21 protein-coding genes are annotated in these 21877 nt (G+C 52.6%); 15 read left to right on the top strand and 6 right to left on the bottom strand.

Translation table 11 applies throughout. The features are described from left to right. The first annotated feature begins 9 nt into the window (after positions 1–9). Genes Abci_RS08205 through Abci_RS08225 form a run of 5 tightly spaced genes read left to right on the top strand, consistent with a single transcriptional unit; the run spans position 10 to position 5227 of the window. On the top strand, positions 10–954 hold the full coding sequence (locus tag Abci_RS08205) for a transporter substrate-binding domain-containing protein (RefSeq protein WP_048838677.1): 945 nt from the start codon (positions 10–12) through the stop codon (positions 952–954). Continuing rightward, entirely contained in the window at positions 951–1784 is an 834-nt protein-coding gene (locus Abci_RS08210) for an amino acid ABC transporter permease (protein ID WP_048838678.1), read from the top strand. Before Abci_RS08205 ends, Abci_RS08210 begins: the two co-directional genes overlap by 4 nt. Beyond that, a complete protein-coding gene (locus Abci_RS08215; RefSeq protein WP_048838679.1) occupies positions 1781–2536 on the top strand; it encodes an amino acid ABC transporter ATP-binding protein in 756 nt (251 codons plus the stop codon). Before Abci_RS08210 ends, Abci_RS08215 begins: the two co-directional genes overlap by 4 nt. 27 nt (positions 2537–2563) lie before the next feature. Beyond that, complete coding sequence (locus Abci_RS08220) at positions 2564–3877, top strand: LLM class flavin-dependent oxidoreductase (RefSeq protein ID WP_048838680.1); 1314 nt, start codon at positions 2564–2566, stop codon at positions 3875–3877. A 12-nt stretch (positions 3878–3889) separates the two neighbouring features. Beyond that, complete coding sequence (locus tag Abci_RS08225; protein WP_048838681.1) at positions 3890–5227, top strand: MmgE/PrpD family protein; 1338 nt, start codon at positions 3890–3892, stop codon at positions 5225–5227. A 212-nt stretch (positions 5228–5439) separates the two neighbouring features. Here Abci_RS08225 and Abci_RS08230 read toward each other — a convergent pair whose 3' ends face one another. Then, the gene (locus tag Abci_RS08230; RefSeq protein WP_146806971.1) at positions 5440–6531 is read right to left on the bottom strand and encodes a PilN domain-containing protein; all 1092 of its coding nucleotides are present in this window, start codon (positions 6529–6531) and stop codon (positions 5440–5442) included. Between the two features lie 249 nt (positions 6532–6780). On the opposite strand from Abci_RS08230, the gene Abci_RS08235 reads away from it, so the two are divergent. Then, positions 6781–8184 (top strand): cytochrome-c peroxidase, encoded by a 1404-nt coding sequence (locus tag Abci_RS08235; protein ID WP_244877625.1) that lies wholly within the window; start codon positions 6781–6783, stop codon positions 8182–8184. A gap of 39 nt (positions 8185–8223) precedes the next feature. Here the strand turns inward: Abci_RS08235 and gspG are convergent, their stop codons facing one another. Further along, entirely contained in the window at positions 8224–8682 is a 459-nt protein-coding gene (gene gspG, locus Abci_RS08240) for a type II secretion system major pseudopilin GspG (RefSeq protein WP_048838683.1), read from the bottom strand. A gap of 107 nt (positions 8683–8789) precedes the next feature. On the opposite strand from gspG, the gene Abci_RS08245 reads away from it, so the two are divergent. Continuing rightward, positions 8790–9197 (top strand): lytic transglycosylase domain-containing protein, encoded by a 408-nt coding sequence (locus Abci_RS08245; protein WP_048838684.1) that lies wholly within the window; start codon positions 8790–8792, stop codon positions 9195–9197. A 117-nt stretch (positions 9198–9314) separates the two neighbouring features. On the opposite strand, the gene Abci_RS08250 is transcribed toward Abci_RS08245, so the two are convergent. The 4 genes from Abci_RS08250 to Abci_RS08265 form a co-directional block, all read right to left on the bottom strand. After that, a complete protein-coding gene (locus Abci_RS08250) occupies positions 9315–10220 on the bottom strand; it encodes a hypothetical protein (RefSeq protein WP_048838685.1) in 906 nt (301 codons plus the stop codon). After that, positions 10213–12513, bottom strand: a complete 2301-nt coding sequence (gspD, locus tag Abci_RS08255) for a type II secretion system secretin GspD (protein WP_048838686.1) — start codon at positions 12511–12513, stop codon at positions 10213–10215. Before gspD ends, Abci_RS08250 begins: the two co-directional genes overlap by 8 nt. Before the next feature lie 5 nt (positions 12514–12518). Beyond that, entirely contained in the window at positions 12519–13124 is a 606-nt protein-coding gene (gene gspM / locus Abci_RS08260; protein WP_048838687.1) for a type II secretion system protein GspM, read from the bottom strand. 219 nt (positions 13125–13343) lie between these two features. Beyond that, entirely contained in the window at positions 13344–14093 is a 750-nt protein-coding gene (locus Abci_RS08265) for a prepilin peptidase (protein WP_052944804.1), read from the bottom strand. A 77-nt stretch (positions 14094–14170) separates the two neighbouring features. Here Abci_RS08265 and Abci_RS08270 point away from each other — a divergent pair, with 77 nt between their 5' ends. The 8 genes from Abci_RS08270 to Abci_RS08305 form a co-directional block, all read left to right on the top strand. Beyond that, on the top strand, positions 14171–15940 hold the full coding sequence (locus Abci_RS08270; protein WP_084597593.1) for a GspE/PulE family protein: 1770 nt from the start codon (positions 14171–14173) through the stop codon (positions 15938–15940). Continuing rightward, positions 15937–17178, top strand: coding sequence for a type II secretion system F family protein (locus Abci_RS08275; protein ID WP_244877626.1), 1242 nt, complete (start codon positions 15937–15939; stop codon positions 17176–17178). The genes Abci_RS08270 and Abci_RS08275 overlap by 4 nt, the downstream gene beginning before the upstream one ends. Next, positions 17162–17593, top strand: coding sequence for a prepilin-type N-terminal cleavage/methylation domain-containing protein (locus Abci_RS08280; protein ID WP_048838689.1), 432 nt, complete (start codon positions 17162–17164; stop codon positions 17591–17593). Before Abci_RS08275 ends, Abci_RS08280 begins: the two co-directional genes overlap by 17 nt. Continuing rightward, positions 17583–17981 carry a prepilin-type N-terminal cleavage/methylation domain-containing protein gene (locus tag Abci_RS08285; protein WP_048838690.1) on the top strand — a complete coding sequence of 133 codons (399 nt, stop codon included), beginning with the start codon at positions 17583–17585 and terminating at the stop codon, positions 17979–17981. The genes Abci_RS08280 and Abci_RS08285 overlap by 11 nt, the downstream gene beginning before the upstream one ends. Before the next feature lie 2 nt (positions 17982–17983). Further along, positions 17984–18589: a prepilin-type N-terminal cleavage/methylation domain-containing protein gene (locus tag Abci_RS08290; RefSeq protein ID WP_048838691.1), complete on the top strand. Its 606-nt coding sequence runs from the start codon at positions 17984–17986 to the stop codon at positions 18587–18589. Then, positions 18579–19028, top strand: a complete 450-nt coding sequence (locus tag Abci_RS08295) for a hypothetical protein (protein ID WP_146806969.1) — start codon at positions 18579–18581, stop codon at positions 19026–19028. The genes Abci_RS08290 and Abci_RS08295 overlap by 11 nt, the downstream gene beginning before the upstream one ends. Before the next feature lie 383 nt (positions 19029–19411). Continuing rightward, positions 19412–21067 (top strand): phospholipase C, encoded by a 1656-nt coding sequence (locus Abci_RS08300; RefSeq protein WP_052944805.1) that lies wholly within the window; start codon positions 19412–19414, stop codon positions 21065–21067. Between the two features lie 547 nt (positions 21068–21614). After that, positions 21615–21877, top strand: a 263-nt coding sequence (locus tag Abci_RS08305) for a hypothetical protein (protein ID WP_048838694.1), incomplete at its 3' end; no start/stop codon positions are given.

Genomic DNA, 21877 nt, shown 5'->3' on the forward strand with positions numbered 1-21877 from the left:
GCTTTTTTCATGAAGCGAGAAGTGTTTTGTGCGGGTATTCTTATGGTTTTGGGCCTTGTTCTGGTTCAGAACTTGGGGCGCAAGGCGGAAAATTTTATTCCGTACCAAACAGATATTGCCGTGCCTGTTGCACAGGATCTGCAAGAGCGTGTCCCGGCTGAATACAGGCGCAGTGGAGCGTTATTGGTTGCCACTCACCCAACAACGCCCCCCACGGTATTCCTTACACCAGATACGATGCAGTTGCAGGGCAGGGAGATTGATATTATGGCAGCTGTAGCCCAACTACTGGGGTTAAAGCTGTACTGGGTGAACCCGGGAAGTTTGGGAAGCACGGTCCTTGGGCTTGCCAGCCATCGTTATGATATAGCTTTAGCTAACCTGAACGTAACAGAAACACGGCTGAAAAAAATAGATTTTGTTTCCTATTTTGATGACAAGCGCCTTGGTCTCTTAGGCTTGGCCTCAACACAAGGGCAGGTGACCCAATGGCATGATTTATGCGGTCTCACTATAGGCGCAGGGTCTGGCACAGAAAATGCAACTGTGCTGCAAAACCATAGTTGGGAGTGTAAACAAGTGGGGGCAGCGCCTATTATTGTCATGCTTTTTCCATCCCGCCCAGCAGGTGTTCAGGCTATTATTAGTGGCCGTGTTCCTTATTTTCTTGGCCCTTACGAAGGCGTAAAGGCCATGGCGCAAGGCAGCCACGGACAAATTGTTCTTGCTGCTACGCTGGACCGTCACGGAAGCTATGTTGGAATGGGCTTGCCCCACCCGTCATCGTTAACACCAGTTATAACAGATGCTGTTAATCGCTTAATAGAACTCGGGATTTACCAGAAAATACTTGATAAATGGGGTATTTCTTACGGTGAAATTGGAAAAAGTTATAGCAATATGGATATTCTAAACTCCGTAGGCGCACAAAATGATGGAAGGGCCTTACAATGAGCCATAACCTTGTTATTGTGCCCAAAACAAAAATTGCGGAGCGCCTTGCGACCATAGTGGTTGCCGCCTGTGTTGCAGCACTTCTCTATTCAATTTTTAAAAATCCGCGTTTTGAATGGCAGATCGTTTTTGCAAATTTTACGGCACCAGCCCTGCTGAAAGGGTTGTTGGTCACGCTTGAACTGACATTTTTTGCAGTTTTTTTTGGCTTTCCACTTGGGACTGTTTTAGCGGCAATGCGGCAGGCCGATAGTAGGCTACTACAAAGCGTAAGCTGGTTCTATGTATGGGTTTTTCGTTCTGTTCCCATGCTTGTACAGTTATTTTTCTGGTTCAATATTGCTGCGTTGTACCCGCGCTTAGCTTTGACGCTGCCCGGTTTGGGCGAGCTATATTCTTTTCCAACAAACCATGTGTTGACCGGCTTTTCCGCAGCAGTTCTGGCATTGGTTCTTCATGACGCTGCATATACCAGTGAAATTATACGTACAGGCTTACGGAGTGTTCCAACTGGCCAGCGGGATGCCGCTCGGGCGTTGGGATTTACCAATTCTGGTGTGATGTATAACATTGTTTTTCCCCAGGCATTCAGAGTCATTTTACCTGCTGCGGGCAATCAGATTATAAGCACATTAAAAGCGACATCTGTTGTTTCTGTCATAGCATTGCAAGATGTACTGTATTCTGCGCAAGAAATTTATGAACGCACATATGATGTTATACCGCTCCTGATTGTTGCCTCTCTCTGGTATCTTGTTGTCACGTCTCTCTTATCCATGGGGCAATACTGGGTGGAAGGTCGGCTTTCGCGTAAGGATCAGCCGTTATGAGCGGTCTCGAAATATCAGGTTTTTCCAGAAAAATTTCAGGAAAAACCATCCTTGATAACATCAACTTAATTGTACCATCGGGACAGACTTGTGTGCTACTTGGCCCGTCGGGTTCTGGAAAGTCTACATTACTACGGTGCATTAATCATCTTGATCGTATTGATAGTGGCATTATTCGGCTGAACGGTGAAATCATCGGTTACAGACAAACTGGTGACAAGCTATACGAACTCTCTGGTGGAGAAATTGCACGCCAGAGAACCCGAATAGGCATGGTTTTTCAACAGTACAACCTTTTCCCACATCTTTCCGTTTTGGAAAATATTATCATTGCGCCACTTAAAATCCTCAAGAAAAAGAGAGGGGATGTTATAGATCAGGCATTGGTTCTTTTAAAAACTGTGGGTTTAGAAAGTCACGCACATGCTCTCCCGTCATCACTCTCTGGTGGTCAGCAGCAGCGCGTTGCCATTGTCAGGGCGCTTATCATGCAGCCTGAAGTCATGTTGTTTGATGAACCTACGGCGGCATTAGACCCGGAACTGGTGCAGAGCATGGCGAGATTGCTGAAGCAATTAAGCGAGCAAGCAATGACCATGGTGATTGTAACACACGAACTAAGTTTTGCCCGTGCTTTGCAAGGTAACGTCGCGTTTATGGAGAATGGTCGCATTATCGAACACGGCCCATCGCATGACTTATTTACTCACCCACAGCATGTGCGCACTGCCGATTTTCTTCGTCAGTCTTGATAGTGAAATTTTGATAAGGACAAAGCTATGTCAAAACAAATGCATTTAGGCGTTTTTGTGCAGGCAACAGGGCACCATGTTTCAGGATGGAGAGTGCCAGAAGCGGAAACGGGCTCAGAAAACCTAGCGCTTCTTCAGAAAATCGCTGCGATAGCGGAGCGCGGCAAGTTTGATCTTTTCTTTCTGGCAGATGGCCTGACATCCAGCCTGACGGCACATCCTTCCACTATGGTCCGGTTTGAGCCTACAACTTTGCTGGGCGCGATTGCCATGTCCACCCGGCATATAGGGCTGGCCGCTACGGTCTCTACTACTTATAGTGAGCCTTATCAGGTGGCGCGTACGTTCGCTTCCCTTGATCACCTCAGTAATGGCCGCGCAGCCTGGAATGTGGTCACAACCAGTTACGCACGCTCTGCGGCTAATTTTACCCGGTCCACCCACCCAGGTCACGATAACCGTTATGAAATAGCGGAAGAATTTGTCGATGTTTGTAAAGGGTTGTGGGACAGTTGGGACGATGGCGCAATTGTTGCCGACAAGGCCAGCGGAACTTTTGCTCTCCCAAATAAAATGCACCAACTAAACCACAAAGGGCAGTTTTTTACGGTTCAGGGTCCGCTGAATGCATCGCGCCCACCGCAAGGGCATCCAATTATTATTCAGGCAGGTTCTTCCATACCTGGACAAAATCTTGCAGCGCGTACAGCAGACATCGTTTTTACTGCACAAGGGGATTTGGCGGAAGCGCAAGCATTTTACGCAAGCCTTAAAGGGCGTCTTGTAAACTTTGGTAGAGAGCGTAACGATCTTGTTGTTATGCCCGGTGTCTTCCCGGTTATTGGTCGTGACGAAACAGAAGTAGAAGAAAACTATCAAAAACTGAAAGAATTGACGGATTTACCCAGTGCGATTGGCCTTCTTTCAGAACGTCTTGGGCACGACGTAACGCAATTTGACCTTGATGGCCCACTTCCAGCAGATCTTGCTATTTCTGATGAAATCCAAAGCAGGGGTGAGCTCTTGAAGGCTCTTGCCTTAAGAGAGAATATGACTGTGCGCGAGTTAGCGTTACATGTTGGGATGGCGCGTGGCCATAATGTGCTAAAAGGCACTCCATCTGTTATTGCTGACCATTTGCAGCTGTGGTTTGAGAGCAATGCGGCTGATGGCTTCAATATCATGCCTGCATGGTTTCCGGGACAATTTGAACTTTTTGTAGATTATGTTGTTCCAGAATTGCAGAAAAGAAAATTGTTCAGGAAAGAGTATGAGGGCGCGACATTACGCGACATTTTAGGTCTGGAAAGGCCACAAAACAGCTTTTTCCCAAAACTGTAGGAGCCGTTTTTTATGCCTTCTTCCCTAACATATCGTTTTTCAGAGCTGGCTTTAACGGCACATCCTCCAGAAAGTGTGATTGAGCTTTCTCGGTCTGGTTTAATCGATTGCCTAGGCTGCGCTTTTGCAGGCATTGATAATCCAGCCTATCAGAAAGTAAGAGCCGCTTTTTTGCCGCTGGCTGGGCAAAAAGGCAGCTTCCTTCTCGGTCAAGACATAGAAGTGGACCCGGCAACAGCGGCATTATTAAACGGGACACTGTCTCATGTTCTCGATTTTGATGATATTCATTCTGATGTAAGAGGCCACCCCAGCATCGTGGTGTTGTCCGCTCTGTTTGCATATGTGCCCAATATTCCAAATGTCACGGCTATTCAGTTCTTAGCGGCATATTGTGTGGGAGTGGAAGCCATGGCGCGGTTAGGGCGCGCCATGCGGCATAAACATTACGAGACCGGCTTTCATGCAACAGCAACGTTGGGCCCCTTAGGTGCAACTGTTGCCCTTGGGTATTTATTAAACGTGACGCCCGGTTTGCTGAGTAATGCTTTAGGAATAGCGGCGACCCAAGCAGCAGGATTACGCGCGCAGTTTTCAACTGAAGTGAAGCCTATTCATGCAGGTTTTGCTGCGCGTTCCGCTATCTCAGCTATTCTTTTAACTCTTGCCGGTGTCGAGGGAAATAGAGATATTCTTGACTCTCAATTTGGGTTTTTTAAAACATTAGGCATGGATGACGCACTGCCAGCAGCGTGCCTGAACGGTTGGGGGAAGGAATGGGCTATTGAAAATCCCGGACTAATTTTTAAGCTCTATCCATGTTGTGGCGCTAGTTATTTACCGATTTCTTCTTTCCTTGAATTACGTAAAAATAATAATTTTTCATGGGATGAAATAGAAAAAATAATCGTGACGTTTCCTCCTGGAGGAGATGCAGCCTTGACTGTCACAAAACCAGAAACAGGGAGGCAAGGACAGTTCAGTATTGAGTATATTTTAGCAGCTTTTCTTGTCAAAAAAAATGTTGATTTATCTTTGTTTAAAGATGGTACCATAGCGCCAGACATCTCGTCTGTAATGTCACTCATTTCAAGAGAAACAGATTTTCAAGCTCCCACTCTGCAAGAAGCTCCAGAAAAGCGTTTTGCAAAAGTTACCGTTATTTTCAAGAATTCCACATCAATTTCCCATGTCTCACGTTCGTTGCCTGATGTTTCTAAGCAAGACATAAAAAATAAGTTTTTCCAGAACACACATTCTATATTAGCGAAAAACGCCGATGTTTGGAATGATATTTACTCCATGAGATCAAGTGAAGACTTATGTTTATTACTTAAATTATTAAAATAGGTACTTTTAAATTTCAGATGCGATGAACGATTAGCTTAGAGCTATAGACATGTAGGCTTCGAGCACTCAGAAAATTTCATCCTGATTAGGTAGATCATTGTGCAACTTGAGGCGGTTAGATACCTTACCGCTTTCGTTTTTAGTCTGGTGAAGCAACGTGTTCCGCTTACAATCTGAGCAAAACTTCGATACCTTCAAACACTAACATGTTCCTAATTCGGAACAGATCCATGCAGCGTGAAGCTTTCGCCTCGGCCATCAGGCAGACGCAAGAGTGGCCCAACAAATTTGGGGTCTTGAAGAGTGTTATCATGCTCAAGCTGACTAATCAGGCGAGCGGCCTCTTTTGACTGGCCTTCCAGCGTAATCTGACCCTGTTTCACCGAGAGTGATTCCAAAAACGTCGTGTCAGGTAGCGATTGCGTCAAGGTGGACAAAAGCACGAGAGGAGAGCCAACCCGTTGAATTTCTCGGTTCAGGAGCGTACTGGCACTTGTGAGGGCCTCAATACGGTTGCGGAGTGTTTCTGCAACCATCCTTGAAGGCTGGAGTTCTTCCAGCCGAGCAGAAAGCCGATAATCAGTGACTGACTGCCAGATGAAGGGCGTACTAAGAAATATCCCCAAAGCAAGCACGATCAAAAAGAGAGTTTTTCTGGATGTTTTTTGGCAAAAGCTATGATCGATAAGAGGTAGGCTTACTGCCGACTGATCAGTCTGGTTTGCAACGCTAACAGGACTAAGGTGACCGGCTTTGAAGGCATCCAACCAAGGAGCAAGAGGGGCCAGCGGTGCGACACTGAGCAAATATTCAGCTTCCTCTGCATGGTCAGAGGGCAGGGGCGTGAGGCCCCAAACACTTTCGTCCGAAGGGAAAGGTACGATCCGATCCATCTGATACCCGATAACCGAGACAGCATCTCCCGCCACGGCGGCAGGAACCCGGATAACGCGTTGCAAAATCGGCAGGTCTGGAAACACCACACGTATATGGAGAGCCTTTTGCCTGCGATAACGCCACCTTTGCAAAAAAGGCTGACGAGCCGCGCATAGGCTGGTGATATCAGCCATGCCTTCCTGCGTTGCGGGAACTTGCAGGGACGGCTGATTGGGCAGTTGCGCAAGCAGGGTTAAAGTCCCTGTTGAGGAAGAAATTACCACAACGGGCACGGCATAACGGTTCCGGACAGTCTGCACCATGCGCGACAGGCGGCCCGGAAGATAACGGGAAGATGCTTTGCGCAGAACGACCATGTTCTGCTCAAGCCACCAGTGAGTGAAGGCGCTAAGGGATAGTGTGTTCAAACAACTCTCGTGTGGATGACGGCCAGACCCTAACTGGGTATCTCGCTAGGCAAAAACGCAACGGCTACTTTAGCATTGGTGGCTTCGGCCAGTCAGGACCTAAGCTGTGACAGTTTTAAGATATTTCAGTCTTGTCACCATTCCAATAAGTTTTTCATCAAACAATCATAATTACAAGAAGAGGTTAGTGCTAAGCAGCCCCGGCCCCGGAAGACTAGGTCCGAACGCTGCAAAAGAAGGTTTTCATTCGTGCGCTCCTTTAAGCTGTTTCAATCAACATTTCTGGTGACCGGATGTGCCGCACTGCTGGCTCTCGGACTTGCGGGATATGCCAACGCTCAGCCAACAGGTGGGCAGTCCTGCAATCCGACTGCGGATGGAAGCAACCCGTGCCCGCGTAAGCTGCACGTGCATACGCAGCAACCGCTCTCCACCATGGCAACAGTCGGCAAGGCCATGTTTTTTGATCCCGCTTTGTCCGGTTCCGGCAAGCTTTCCTGCGCGTCATGCCACGTGCCCAGCCTGCATTATGGCCCAGCTGGAAATACATCGGTTTTTATGGGAGGTGTGACGGGAAACCGCGAAGGACGGCGCGAAATTCCGAGCCTGACTTATCTTGAACGCCAGCCGCCGTTTAGCATTGGTCCTGATGATGCTGTGGCAGACGATGTTGCCCCCACCATTGCCGTTCCGGTAGGGGGAGGGGCACATGCTGCCAAAAGTGCCTCTAACACTGTCAATTCTGCGACTAACCTCGTACCACAAGGCGGCTTGTTCCTGGATGGCCGGGCAGACACGCTGCATCAGCAGGCCAGTGGCCCAATGTTTGACCCAGATGAGATGGCTGGTCTGCCTGAAAAAGTGACGGCCCGTCTCCAGACAGCTGACTATGCTGCACCATTGCGGGATCTTGCAGGCGTTAGAGGCCGTAAATCATCTGACTTCCTGCTATCAGAAGGTCTGTTTGCTCTGGCAAGATACCAGATTGAAGACCAGAAATTTCATTCTTACTCCAGCAAGTTTGATTCATGGTTGCAGGGGAAAGCACGTTTTTCACCGATAGAACGACAGGGTTATCTGCTGTTCAACGACCCGCAGAAAGGAAATTGTGCCGCATGCCATGTGGATACAGTGCGGGGGGATGGCTTGCCGCCGCTTTTTACCGACCATCAGTACGAAGCCCTTGCAGCACCGCGTAATCCTGCACTTACACATACGCGTGACGCCTCATACTATGATCTGGGCGTGTGCGACCAGAAATCGGGAGGCCGCAAGGATCTGGCACCGTATTGCGGTATGTTTGCAACCCCAACGCTACGGAATGTTGCAACCCGCCATACCTTTTTCCACAATGGGGTTTTCCATTCTCTGGAAGATGTCATGGATTTCTACGTTATGCGGGATCTGGAGCCGGGGCGGTTTTATCCGAGAGGGCCGGATGGCAAGGTACAAATCTATAATGATATTCCCACCGCCTATCAGGGAAACATTGACAAGAGCGATGCCCCGTTTGACAGGAAGCCCGGTGAAAAACCAGCCTTGAATGAAGCCGAACGTAAGGCGATTATAGCCTTTTTGCAGACGTTGACAGATGGCTGGAAGGGCGATGTTGCTCAGGCTGATGGGGCTGCGCTGAGTCAGAAGAAAAACTGAGAACCATGCGCCCGACCCTGCTGTCGGGCGCATAGAATATTACGGATTGCAGATGGAGCCAGGTTGGCCAGGACTTGCGGCGCCAGTGCCTCGGGCTCCAGCAGAGCACAGGTCGTACTCATGACCGTCTCGCGATGATGGAGCCTGATAGCTGTAAGGGTGGTTCCATGGGTCTTTTGGCTCACTAGCATCTTTCAGATAGGGGCCATTCCAGTTTTGCGCGTCAGCCGGTTTATGGATGAGAGCCGCAAGGCCTTCTTCCGTTGTTGGGTAGGCTCCCACATCAAGCTTATACAGATCCAGCACCGAGCCAAGCCGGGAGATGGATTGCTTTGCAACTGATACGCGTGCGCCACCAAGTTGGCGCAGTGCTGCAGGCGCAACAAGCCCAATCAGCAAGGCCAGAATGGCTAGCACGACGAGAATTTCCAACAGGGTGAAACCAGCCTGCGGATCAGTCTCGTCTGGGGGGAGGGTGGTTGGAGGAGAGTTTGTCATAAAATGCTCACAGGACTTGCGCGAAGGACAGGCGCATTATAAAACGCCGCCCCGGAAAAGCGACGACTGGGTTGTGCAGAAAATAGCCCGTTGCGATCAGGATTACGATGCCAATTCCCCTTCTTGCGTGCATGGTTGCCAGTGCAATCCGATACGACATCCCACCCCGTGTTCTTCCCGTAATTCAGAAAGTCGAAGGGGGCGTTGCAGGCATGGTCCGACGGAATACGGATGGCAGTTCTGATCTGGGTCTGATGCAAATTAACACGCGTTGGGTGCAGCCTCTGGCTGAGGTAAGCCATTTGCCCGCTGTGCAGACTGCCGCACGGTTGGTATCTGATTCCTGCTTCAATGTGGCTGCGTCTGCGCTTATCCTGCGCACATATATCAATGAGGCTCATGGTGATCTTATGCAGGCCATAGGCTATTATCATTCCCATACGCCATCATTGAATGCAACATACCGCCAGAAGGTGCTGAACACCGCGATCTCAATGTTCCCAGCCAAACAGTAACGCGATCGACCATGCTCTAATACTCGTGAAGTAAGGTTTCAACCGGCAGGGGGCTGGAAGAGCACGAAGTTCATCAAACTGTCTTTATTCTCAAATACGGTTTACGTTTCAGGTCCGCTATAACTGGTCCTGGCGAATTGTCCCGAGTGACAGAAAAGCAAAGGGGGTGCTGCGCCCGGGCTGCGGTGCCAGCACAGCCCGGCGGATCAGCATATGGCCGCCGGGACGTATTACCCGTGCCGTAACAATTAACGTGTGCTCTGCCCAGTCTACCGCAGTGTCTTCCTGCTCTCGCTGCGGGGTAGAGGCACCTTGGATAGGAGGTGCCCCCCCCTGAGTTTGTAGTCGGTCAAACACAGCACGCATAAAAGGATCACGTGTGTGAGGGGAGGGCATGTCTTTTTGCGTAAAAGAGATGTGTGGAGCGAGTGTTGCTAAAAGATTGGGTGTCATACCGGGAATCTCCCCGATGTCATCCAATGTGTGCATGGGGCGTGCTGCGGGTTTGCATGTTCCCAGTGTTGCAAGCAGGCTGATATTGGCCTGCCTGTTTGCCTGCTGTGCTAGAGATGGAGGGGTACGCCACAGCACAGTCATACGGGCTAGTGTCTGTGCGGCTGGCGTCTGTAATCCCGCCACTTCAAAAACGGCGGTTAACAGGCCGGGCGGTGCAGTATTCGGGTTAATTTTCCCGGCCTCAACCTGTATACGCACATCTGCTGTCAGATCTGGCTCTGTAATGGCGTGAAAGCGACCATCTGCCCCCCAATGGGCGGCACCTCCAGCCAATAAGTGATATAAGGCGGTCTGAATTGCGGCATCGGCTTCCGCCTGAGTGGTGGCCAGCAGAGTCTCTGCCGCATCCTGCTCCGTGGCGGCTTTGCTCCCAGCCAGCAGTGCTGTACCAATTAGACTAATAAGAACCAGCGTCCAGAGCACGAGCAGCAAAGCGAAGCCTTGCTGCGTCTCAGGCAAATTTCCGGACGCGTTGTGCATAGTGCTCGAGTTGGGAGCGTCAGTCATGCAACCCGATGGCTTTTAAAATCCGTTGCTGCGGATCGGGCGAGCCTGTCTGCTGCGTGTGAGCAAGTTCGGGTGCCAGTGCTGCGGATTGCGCGAGATTGCGGCGAAGGTCTTCTGTCATGGCGCGGGCATCGTTCTGGCTGCGGATAACATGTGGAGTGATGAGCACCAGAAGTTCTGTCCGTTCCCGTAGATTGGTCTGCTGGCTACCTAGCATTCCCAGAATGGGAATATCCTTCAACCAGGGCAGGCCCTGATTACCGCGTGATGCGTTATCTGTAATCAACCCGGCAAGCCCGACCGTCTGCCCATCCTCAATCGCCACGCGGGAGCTCACCTGCCGCTGGGAGAATGTGGGGCTGTTAATGCCGGAAGACCCCGTGCTTGTGGTCGTGGATGAGACGGAACTGACCTGCTGGGAGATATCCAAAGTCACCAGACCGGTATTGCTCACATGCGGGGTGACCTGAAGGATGACGCCGGTTGGTTGGTAGTTGATGGAATTGGTAATGGTGGAGTTGGAGGTGACAACGCTGGTCGTTGCACCGGTCAGGTAGGGCACCAAATTACCCACCATGAGGGACGCTGGCTGGTTATCAACCACCATGATCTGCGGGGATGACAGAACACGCACTTTGGTAACGCTTTGCAACGCGTTGATAACGAAAGGCGCGCCGCCCTGCCCACTGCCCCCCAACACAAATCCCGGAAAGCTGGAAGAAAGCTGAGAGGAGACCAGATTGGCAGCGCCCAAGCTCTGGGTTGCATTGCTCAGAACGCCGTTAATACCACCAGATTTGAAGAAAAACTGTGTGCCGTACTCAAGAGAGTCGTTCAGCGTGACTTCCGCCACGGTGGCATCGACCATCACCTGAAGCGGCATGATATCAATTTTATGCAGCATGGCCGTAATGGTTTCTGTTTCAGCCCGTGTACCATAGACCAGAATAGAGTTGTTTTGCAGGTCCGGAATAATGCGAATGTGAGAGCTGTTCTCATTATTTTCGCTCATATTCCCCAAGCCGCCCAGAAGCGGATTGTTGCTGATCCCGTCATTCTGGTTGGTTGTCTGGTTTTGTCCGCTGTTACCATTCAAGCTACCGCCGAAGGCGCTTGAACTGGAATCTCCAGAACTATTACCAGACATCAGAGACCCAGACTGGCTTGACCCCAGGCCGGAAGCGCCTGACATGCTGCCAAAACCGGATGAGCTGTTACTGTTATTTGAAGCCATGCCCGTTTGCTGTTTGGGCGAAGGCGTTGGAACGGCCGTGACATGCTCAGGTGTGAAGGCCTGCTGGAGCACATAGGCGACATCATTCGCCCGGCCATTCTGAAGGTAAAATGCGCTCCAGTTCCTTACTGTCTGTTTCCGTCCTGCTTCAATAACAGAAAAGGCCCGGCGCGCATCCTCAATCAGGCGCGGCTGCCGCGCTGTGACCAAAATGGAATCAATGCTCGGCATGGGGAACAGACGGATTGACTCAGTGCCTGTGCCGTCGCCACTGGTGCGGCGGACACCCAAAGCATTTTTCAGAGCTTGGCTAAGCTCACTGACTGTACCAGTCGTGGCGGGAAGCAGCAGATAAGATTGCCCAGCCAGTGTATCGGTATCAAACGTATGGACCAGTTCTGTCAGGGTTTCCCGTGTGGCCGGGTCTCCCGAAAGGATGATGGTATTGCTGTCCGGGTCTGCCGCAACGTGTCCACCACCCTGCACAACGGGCTGGATCAGTTTTGCAATACTAGCGGCATTTGTATACCGCAGCGGGATAGCCGTTGTACTGTTGCCAGACCCAGCACCGGAGCCGGGGCCTCGCCCGCCTGACGATAGAGAGACCACCCGATATAGGCCGCTTTGCGTCACAAGTGTTGCATTAGCCCCTGCAAGCAGCACGCGCAGGGTAGGGATGAGTTGGTCCCTCCGTAAAGGCTGCGCAGTGTGTAGGGTTGCAGTGCCCTGCACGGAGGGATCAATCATGTAATTAACGTGCAGAATACCGCCAAGAATTTGCTCTGTGACGGCATGGATGTCCGTATCAGCAAAATTCAAGGAAATATCGCCACCTCCGCTTATGGCAGTTCCTGGCATACCGCCGCGTGTACCGCTTCCCATACGTACAAACGTCTGGCCGTTGGCGGGTAGGGGCGCTACGGCTCCGTCTTCCCGTACAGTTGCGCGAATATCATGCGCAGGCACAGGCAGAGGAGCAAGTTCGGGCGGTTTCTGGGTACAGCCAGCTATGGAAAGCAGGAGGGAGGCGGCGCTGAAGCGGCGGAGAATGTGCGGCATGATCCTCAGGGTGTCTGAGCGGTTTGACCGGGTGTGCCGCGATCGGCTCTGAAACCCGTAATGGAAAGAGTTGAATCTACAGCGCTGGTATGCCCGCGCGTAGCGTTGGTAACCGTGCGTGCACGCTGAATTTCCAGATCTTCCACCAGTAACCGGGGTTCTGTGTGATCAAGATCATCAAGCAGCGCCACAAAGGCGGCCCAATTTCCTGTCAGCGCAATGCGCACACTAATTGCCCGGAAATGCCCAATGGCGTGCGGCGGTACGGTCTCCTGGCTGGCAATTTCAATCTGACGCCTAGTAGCCAGCGCCTGCACTGTCTGTACGAGGTTGGCTGCGGCTTCAGAATCACTCTGCCCCGCCAGCAGCAGATGCTTACTGGAAGCCGACGCATGGCGCTCCTGATAGCGCCGTTTAAGCTCCGGGGTCTGACGGATGAGATGTTCAGTATGGCTAAGGACCGCACGCTGGTCTTCCAGCGCTGTGGCCCGGTTGTGGTAGAAAGAGAGCAATGAAAAGCCTGTCATGGCCAAAAAAGCAACACCGGCAAAAGTCACGCTACAGGCTAGGATCTGCCCGCTCAGGCCAGCAGGAAGACGTGCATTCGTCACGCGCTATGCCTGCCAGACAGCCAAATGGCGACTAGGTGCAAGGGACAGGTAAGCAAGGAAGCTCATTAACGTGTTCATGCCTTGTGCGCAGCAACAGAGGAAGACCGTGAGGGTGCTTACCACCGCCTTCTTCCGGGTGGCGAGGGGGGAAATAGTGACAGTTTGATGAAACGTTCCGCATGCGACCCATGCTGATCTGGTCGCTTAAGGGTGGTTCTCTTATAACCAGCCCCAAATGTGCTGCATTAATCGCGCTATCCAGACTGATAGAGCCAAACACGGGCCAAAGGGCAGCATCATTCTGGCATTCAGGTGCCGCCCCCGCACCATCATAACGAGAGCAAGGATGAAACCGCAGAGAGATGCGCCGAGCAGGACACAAGGTAATGCCTGGAGCCCAAGCCACGCTCCTCCCGCCGCGAGAAGTTTGGCATCTCCTCCTCCTATGCCAACTCTGCCCCGCACAGCCTTATATACTATGGCTACAGTAACCAGCAGTGCCCACCCAGCGAGAGCACCAGCTACCCGACTGAACAATGAGGGACCATCTGCACTTATAGTCCCTTCCACAAGGCCACCTATCAGCAAGGGGAGGGTCAGGACATCTGGCAGCAGGAAGGTTTCAAAATCAATCCAGCTTAATGCCAGCAGGACCCAACCCAGCACGATTGTCCCGTACAAAAAGGACGAGTTGGGATCTGATATCATAAGCACCAGCGCCGCTATGGCCGTTGCTGCGAGTTCAATAGCTGGATGAAACGGATCAATTCGGGCTTTGCACGCGCGGCAGCGCCCAAGTTGAGCGGCGTAGCTGAGCAGAGGGATCAGCTCAGTCGGGCCAAGAGTATGGTGGCACACCTCACAACGGGAGCGGTCAATCCCAACCGCTTCGCCACGCGGAAGCCGACGAATGAGAACACCCAAAAAGCTGCCAATAAACGGTGCAATGGCCAGAAGAAGGAAGCGCATGCGGTATTTTGTGCCGGAGGTTCTGATGGCCTGCAAGCATCAGGTCTACCCAGATCTCAGAAAAAGGTTTGCGTAGGATGAGCGTTTCCATTCTTCCCGCCCCGGGAACACGAGCACAGGCAGAAACTCGGCTGGCAGATACCCTGATGCAGGCAGGCACGTGTGACGCCGCTGTGCTGGAAAGGGCGCGACGGGTTGCAACGGAAAACCGGCAGGCACTGCCCACCATTCTGCTTCAGCTCGGTCTGGTCAGCGAGGCTGCGTTGGCTACTGCCTATGCCACATTGACAGGTCACTCGGTGGTTTCTGCCACCGCGCTGGCGGCCCTGGAAGAGCCGGTTTTCCCTGATATTCTTGCCGCCCCTTTTTTGCGGCAGGCGTCTGCCGTACCGCTGGCGTGTGAGAATGGAATATTGCTATTGGCTATGGCGGACCCGCTGGATGATTTTGTTGTGCAAGCTGTTTCTCTGGCTGTTTCTTTGCCAGTGCGCCCAATGGCAGCACTGCCGGTTGATCTGGAAGCCGCTTTAAGCCGCCTTTACCCGGCAACACTGGCCGCTGATTCTCCGGATACGGAAGAGGGGACCGCAGAGGGTGATCCGCTTGAAGAGGATGCGGACCGCCTGAAGGATCTGGCGAGTGAAGCACCCGTGATCCGGCTGGTGAACCAGATTATTTTCCGAGCGGTTGAGACCCATGCGTCTGATATCCACTTTGAACCCTTCGAAGACAGGCTAGGGGTACGTTTCAGGTACGATGGCGTTCTTCATGAAATGGAAAGCCAACCTGCACGGCTGATTGCTGCGGTTATCTCCCGTATCAAGATTATGGCACGCCTGGATATTGCTGAACGCCGCCTGCCGCAGGATGGTCGTATCAAACTGGCTGTGCGCGGGCGTGCGGTGGATTTCCGTGTCTCCACCATTCCGGCATTGCACGGAGAGTCTGTGGTCATGCGTGTACTGGACCGAGGCTCTGTTAAATTTGAATATGGGCGCCTGGGCCTCTCTCCGGGTGTAATTGCGCAATTCCGTGCAGCACTGGAGGAGCCAAACGGCATTGTGCTGGTTACCGGGCCAACGGGAAGCGGTAAAACCACAACGCTTTATACGGGTTTAGCGCAGTTAAATGTCACTGAGCGCAAGGTAGTAACGATTGAAGATCCAATCGAATATCAGTTGGCCGGGATCAATCAGATTCAAATTCGACCGCAAATCGGCCTGACCTTTGCAACACTCCTGCGCGCCATTCTGCGCCAGGATCCGGATGTCATTATGGTGGGTGAGATCCGTGATCTGGAAACAGCCCAGATTGCTGCGCAGGCAGCGCTTACCGGCCATCTTGTTCTTTCTACCTTGCACACGAACTCAGCCGCCGCCGCCATTACCCGCCTGCGGGATATGGGGTTGGAGGACTATCTACAAACAGCCGTGTTGCGGGGTGTCCTGGCGCAGCGGCTCGTGCGCGGGCTCTGCCATAGCTGCCGTACCCCGCTACAGCTTGACGCTGTGGTGGCAGAGCGACTGGGTGTGCCAGCAGAGCGGGCCGCATCACTCTGGCAGGCGGTTGGGTGTCCGGAGTGCCGTCACACCGGGTATCGCGGACGTATTGCCATTGCGGAATATCTGGTGCCATCACCTGCTATTGTGCGGCTGATCCTTGCGCGGGCTGATCACACGGCTATTGAGCGGCAGGCTGCGGAAGAAGGTATGAAGACCCTTTTTCAGGCAGGGATAGACGCCGCCTGTGAAGGGGAAACGACAGTTGAGGAAGTCATGCGGATTATCCGCGCTGAGACTGAAACGCGGCCTGATATGGCTCCTGTGAGCGGGGCCGCGAACGAGTGAGTATCACATGGCATTATAGTGCACTCACAGTAGAGGGGCAGCTCCAGCGTGGACAGGCACAGGGGCCGGATGAGGCCCATGTGGTGGCATATTTACGGCGCAGCGGCCTGACACCTGTGCGCGTGACAGCACAGTCTGAACGAGGCAGGCTCGCGGGCCTTCAGATCTCATTTACCCTACGCCGCACAGGTCTGAGGCGCTCGCAGGTTGCTGACATTACGCGGGAACTGGCGCTGATGCTGGGGGCAGGGCTGGATCTGGACCGCGCTTTGCGGTTTTTGATTGAAACCTTGCCGGAAACAGGGCGTGCAGGCCTACGCGCCCGCACAGTGCTGATAGAATTACGTGACGCCATGCGGAATGGTGGATCCTTTGCAACGGCGCTTGCCACCCGTTCTGATAGTTTTACACCACTCTATATCAATCTGGTGAAGGCTGGGGAGGCTGGGGGCGCTCTAGGGGAGGCTCTCGACCGACTGGCAACGCTAATGGAGCGGGAGCGTAAACTCACAACCTCCATTCAATCCGCACTGATTTACCCAGCCATTCTGGTGGTGGCCTCCATTGGCTCGGTCGTATTGCTCCTTACAGGTGTGCTTCCTCAGTTTGTTCCCCTGTTTGCCGAGGCAGGAGCTCAACTTCCGTTTCTAACGCGATGTGTGATTGCCGCCGGAGATTTTTTGACCCGCTGGGGGTTAGGTCTGCTTCTTGGCTGCTTGGCGGCAATGTTTATGCTGCGAGCTTTACTGGCACAACCTGCCTTCCGCCTACGGTTTGACCAGACTTTGCTCCGTTTGCCGGTGGTCGGTGCGCTTTCACGGAATATCATGGCGGCAAGGCTAACGCGCACGCTGGGAACGCTTTTGCAGAATGGCGTCTCTTTGCTGAGCGCTCTGAAAATTAGTGAGGACGTTATTGGCAACCGCGCCGGGGCGGGGGCCGTGGCAGCAGCGGCTCTTGTAGCGCGGGAGGGAGGAGGCCTCTCACGTCCTTTGGAAAGTACGGGCCTATTCCCGCCGCGTGCTATTCATCTGATGCGCCTGGGTGAGGAAACCGCCCAGCTTGGCCCCTTGTGCCTACGTGCGGCGGAATTACATGAGGACGCGGTGCGGGTGGATCTGCAACGTCTGGTAGCGTTGCTAGTGCCTGCCATTACTGTTGTTATGGGGGCAGTCGTGGCAGGTATTGTCTCAGCGCTGTTGCTGGCCATGTTGGGGCTAAATGACCTGGCGCACTAAACAGGAGCAGGGCTTTACGCTGCTGGAAATGATCATTGTACTGGCGATTGCCGGACTTTTCCTCTCCCTGATGCTGGAGCGCGGCCCTGTGCACAGCACGCTGGCCTCTTTCTTGCAGGCGCGTGAGGCGCTCCTGTCTACCCTGCGCACAGCGCGTCTGGATGCCATGACAAAAGGAGCGCCAATTACAGTCCGGTTTAATTCGGCGCAGAATCAGATACTCGAACTTTCCTCAAAAACTATTATTAAAACAGTTTATCTACCAAAAGAAGCTGCCCTGTTGGCGCCCATGCCCTTTGTTTTCCAACCTGATGGCCTTGGCGCTCCAGTCGCTTGGGTCTTGCATGTGCAGGCCAGAACTCTCAGCGTCTCTGTTAGCCCTCTGACGGGGAGAATTATGGCACATGGCTTCTGAAAGATGCTCCGTGACGGAGGGAGGGTTTACTCTACTGGAAGTGATTGTGGCTATTGCTATTGCTGCGGCAGGTATGGCGGTGCTGGCGGCCATACTCGGCGGTAATCTGGACAGGGTGGTCCGATCCGGCAACCGTGAGGACGCGCTGGCCCGTGCCCGTTCCCGGCTGGATAGTGCATTGGTTCTGACACATCCCGCGATCGGACGTCAGGAAGGGTCTGACCCAGACGGATATCGCTGGGTGATGGAAACCCGCCAGATAGCAGTGCTTCCGTCAGGCCGTGGCATTCCTCTCGCGTTCTATGCGGTGGATGTTGAAGTGCTCTGGGGTAACGGTGCGCGTGTGCACCTGACCGGGCGGCGGTTTGCTTCGCCTTCCGTGCCATGAGAATGCTCGGGCAGGGAAAAAGTATTTCCCCAAGAGAAACCCATGCACAATGCGGTTTTACACTTCTGGAGATGCTCGTAGTTACGGCGTTATTGGGGCTGCTGTTTCTCATGCTGTCTGGAGGTGTGACATTCGGCCTGCGTGGCTGGGCGCGCCAGCACGCTGAACAGGACCGGATTGCTGAACAGGCGGAAACGGACGCAACTCTCCGCAAGCTTCTGAGTGCTGTTATATCCGAAGACGGATCCGTAACAGGCGCTGAGGACCGCCTGGCTCTGACAACTCTGACAAAACTACCCGATGGGAAGGAGCATGAAGTCAGTCTTGGTTTGGGAGTGAACCGTGAAAAACAACTGGTTGTGCGCTGGCGGGCACATCACCGACCGGGCTGCGGCCCGGAGGAAAACGCGCATGAAGAAATTCTTGCCAACGCCATTTCTGCGCTACATTTACGGTACTGGGGAGGCTCTCCGGCAGCATGGCACACCGCATGGACAGGAGGCGCTCCGTTACTGTTTGGCGTCAGGGTTGTGCCAGCACATGCTGCGCCGTGGTCTGAGATCATAATTAAACCGTTCAGAACAGATGGAACTGCTGATGAGCCTTAACTACAGAATATGTGTGCTGGTATGGCTCGGAGCTTTGCAGGGCTTTTGGACTGGAACCTCTCCTGCTTTTTCATCGCCAATTCGTTTGGCAGAGAACACTGCGCCAGAAGATACCGTAAAAACAGTGCTCAGCCGCCCGTTGTTTGCACCTAGTCGACGACCAGATACCGTTGCTGTACAGTCTGATACTTTGCCTGTGCTGACAGGTATTGTTCATTCTGCCGGTCAGGACGGTGCGCTGTTCCGGGGAGAACAGAATTCTGCAGGGCATCTGGTGCACCAAGGGGAGAGTATTGCAGGGTGGCACATTATCGCTGTGACACGGGAGGCGGTCACTCTGGAACGCGGAGGGCATCAGATTGTTCAGCGGCCGGATTTTCAGCACCATCAGGGTGCAGAGGGAGTCACCCAGCCCCGTGTGCCCGATGCGGGAGAATAGGCCCAGTAGCGAATTACATGTCTTTTGAGTAATTTTTATAAAGATCATTTATAATGAAAGAGATTTCTTAATAGCCATGTTTTATGCCTCGATAATCTGTCCTCATGTTTCTGATGAAGTTGGTAGATGTTCAGAACTATTCTTATTTACAGAAAAGCAAGAGTTCCGTTGTCATAAGTTCTTCATGAAATAGTCACACATCAATTTGAAAACAAAGGCTATTGAGCGTTTGGTTTAGCAATTATGCGCTCTGCTTACGGTTTCGCATCCATCACTGTCCAGACCGGCATCTCTCTCTTGGATGCCGGTGTTTTCATGATGGGGCGTGTCGTCAACGGAGGCAGTACAATACGAAAGGTGACCTAACGGTGTTCGCCAGGCCCATGAAAGTCGCATTGTCGGCTCTTCTTTCGCTGTCTATTTCTCTGCCTGCCCTCAGCAACGCTGCTGGTATCCGGGGCTCCAGAACCGTGCATCTGCCGGCATCCAGCTTCGCCACAAAAACGCCCATCAAGCATCTTGTGGTAATTTATCAGGAAAATATTTCCTTCGACCACTATTTTGCAACCTACCCCAAGGCTGCAAACCCGAGTGGCGAGCCTGCTTTTACCGCCGCAGCCGGCACGCCGCAGGTGAATAACCTGCAGAATGCTAACCTGCTGGACCAGAATCCCAACAGCAGCAGTGCAAATGGCAGTGCCGCAGCTCTACCGTTCCGTCTTGACAGGACGCAGGCAGCTACCGCTGACCAAAACCATGCGTACACACCAGAACAGAGAGCGACTAACAACGGCGCCATGGACCTTTTCCCTAAATATACAGGGCGCGGGACATCCGGTGGTGTGGGGGCGTTTGGTACGGCAGGGCAGGTTCTCGGTTATTATGACGGGAACACGGTTACCGCTTACTGGAACTACGCCCAGCATTTTGCCATGAGTGACAATAACTATACAGATACTTATGGTCCCTCCACGCCAGGCGCTTTGGAAGTCGTTGGCGGCCAGACCAACGGCGTGCAGACCATTGTTGGTCCAGCAACGTCCAGCGCCGTTATTGCGGATGGTCAGGGCGGCTACACGATGATTAATGACGTAGACCCGGCATATGACGTCTGCTCTTCCAAATCCAATGCCGTATTGCTGAACGCGAAAAACATTGGTGACCTGCTCAATACCAAGAACATCCCTTGGGGTGGGTTCATGGGCGGGTTTGATCTGACGACGACCAATAGTGACGGCACGACAAGTTGCCAGCGCCGTACCTATTCTGATGTAGTGTCAGAAGATGTCACGGATTACATCCCGCATCACAACTGGTTCCAGTATTTTGCCACCACGTCTAACCCACAGCATACACGCCCATCTTCCATGGCGGCTGTTGGGTACAGCACAATGGCAAACTCGACGGCAGTTGAACCGGCCAACCATCAGTACGATCTGAACGATTTCTACTCCTCACTGAAGGCGGGCAATTTCCCGGCAGTGTCCTACATTAAAATGCCTGCGTATCAGGATGGCCATGCCGGCTATTCCGACCCGCTGGACGAACAGGCTGGTGTGGTGAAACTAGTCAACTTCATCCAGCAGCAGCCGGAATGGAGCAGCACCGCTGTCATCATCGCGTATGATGACTCTGATGGTTGGTATGATCACCAGTATGTGGCTCCTCAGCATGGTTCTTTTGATGCCACTGCGGATCAGGTCAACGGAAGCGGCGTCTGCGGCACGGCTGGTAGCCAGCCTATGGGCGTTGGCGGTCAACCGGTTAACGGGCGTTGTGGTCCAGGCACACGTCTGCCCTTTATCGTCATCTCTCCCTACGCCAAGGCAAACTCTGTCAGCCACACACTCTCAACAGAATCTTCAGTGGTTCGCTTCATTGAGGATAACTGGTTGAACGGTGCGCGTCTGGGCGGCGGGTCTTTTGACGAAACATCTGGCAGCATTGAAGACCTGTTCGACTTTACGCATCAGCGTTCCGGCCAACTTCTACTCGACCCGGCAACAGGTAGTATCCTGACTGACACCATCAGCAATTAAAGAGCCGTTCCTGATGTAGTCTAAAGTAAATAATAACTACATCTTCCATTTTAGATGAGACTTTTGGGCACCCGGCACAGATCTCTGTGCCGAGTGCCTCATTTCTGTAAATATACTGAAAAAAATTTAAAGGTCTGCATCCAGAGCGTTCCGTTATCATAAAGACTTCATGGAAACGTCACACCAATCAGTTCCAAACCTCTTTAGAAGTCTTCGCAGAAAAATATACCTCGCGTGAAGGTGGCGTTCGAAGTGTCTCGGCGATTGTCATCTAGCTCGTTAAATTGAAGAGTTTTTCTTTATGGTGACACGATTTTTCGCCGCAGCGCCCCGCCTCAGAATTATGCTGCTGACAGGACCTACTTTCTGCATTTCAAAAAACCGTGTTTCAGTTTTTCTAAATGCAAAGACTGTAGAAACCGGATGTGACCTGATCCGGGGATAGCTCCAGCAGCAGCACCAGATTCCTCACATATCCCAACAGACTTTGTTCCGCTTCTCCCCCGTGCGCCTCATGGCGTCATACCCGGTATCGAAAGAAAAGAGCATGGATAACGTTACTTCAGGTTCCACACAGACGGAAACCGACACAACCGTGCAATCTGGTGCCGTTGTAAACAACGGTGAAACCCTCGATATTGCCACTGGTGTCAGCTTCTCTTCTGTTGCCGTTAACACTGGTGGTTTGGTTTCTGTCTCAGGCACTCTGTCCGGGGTTACGGTGTCTGGCGGCGAAGTCGATGTGTTCTATGGAGGTATTGTCTCTGCGGCCAGTTTGATGAACAGCGGTTACCTGTTTGTGGAGCAGGG

The sequence above is a fragment of the Acetobacter cibinongensis genome, assembly GCF_000963925.1.
GTDB classification, from domain to species: domain Bacteria; phylum Pseudomonadota; class Alphaproteobacteria; order Acetobacterales; family Acetobacteraceae; genus Acetobacter; species Acetobacter cibinongensis.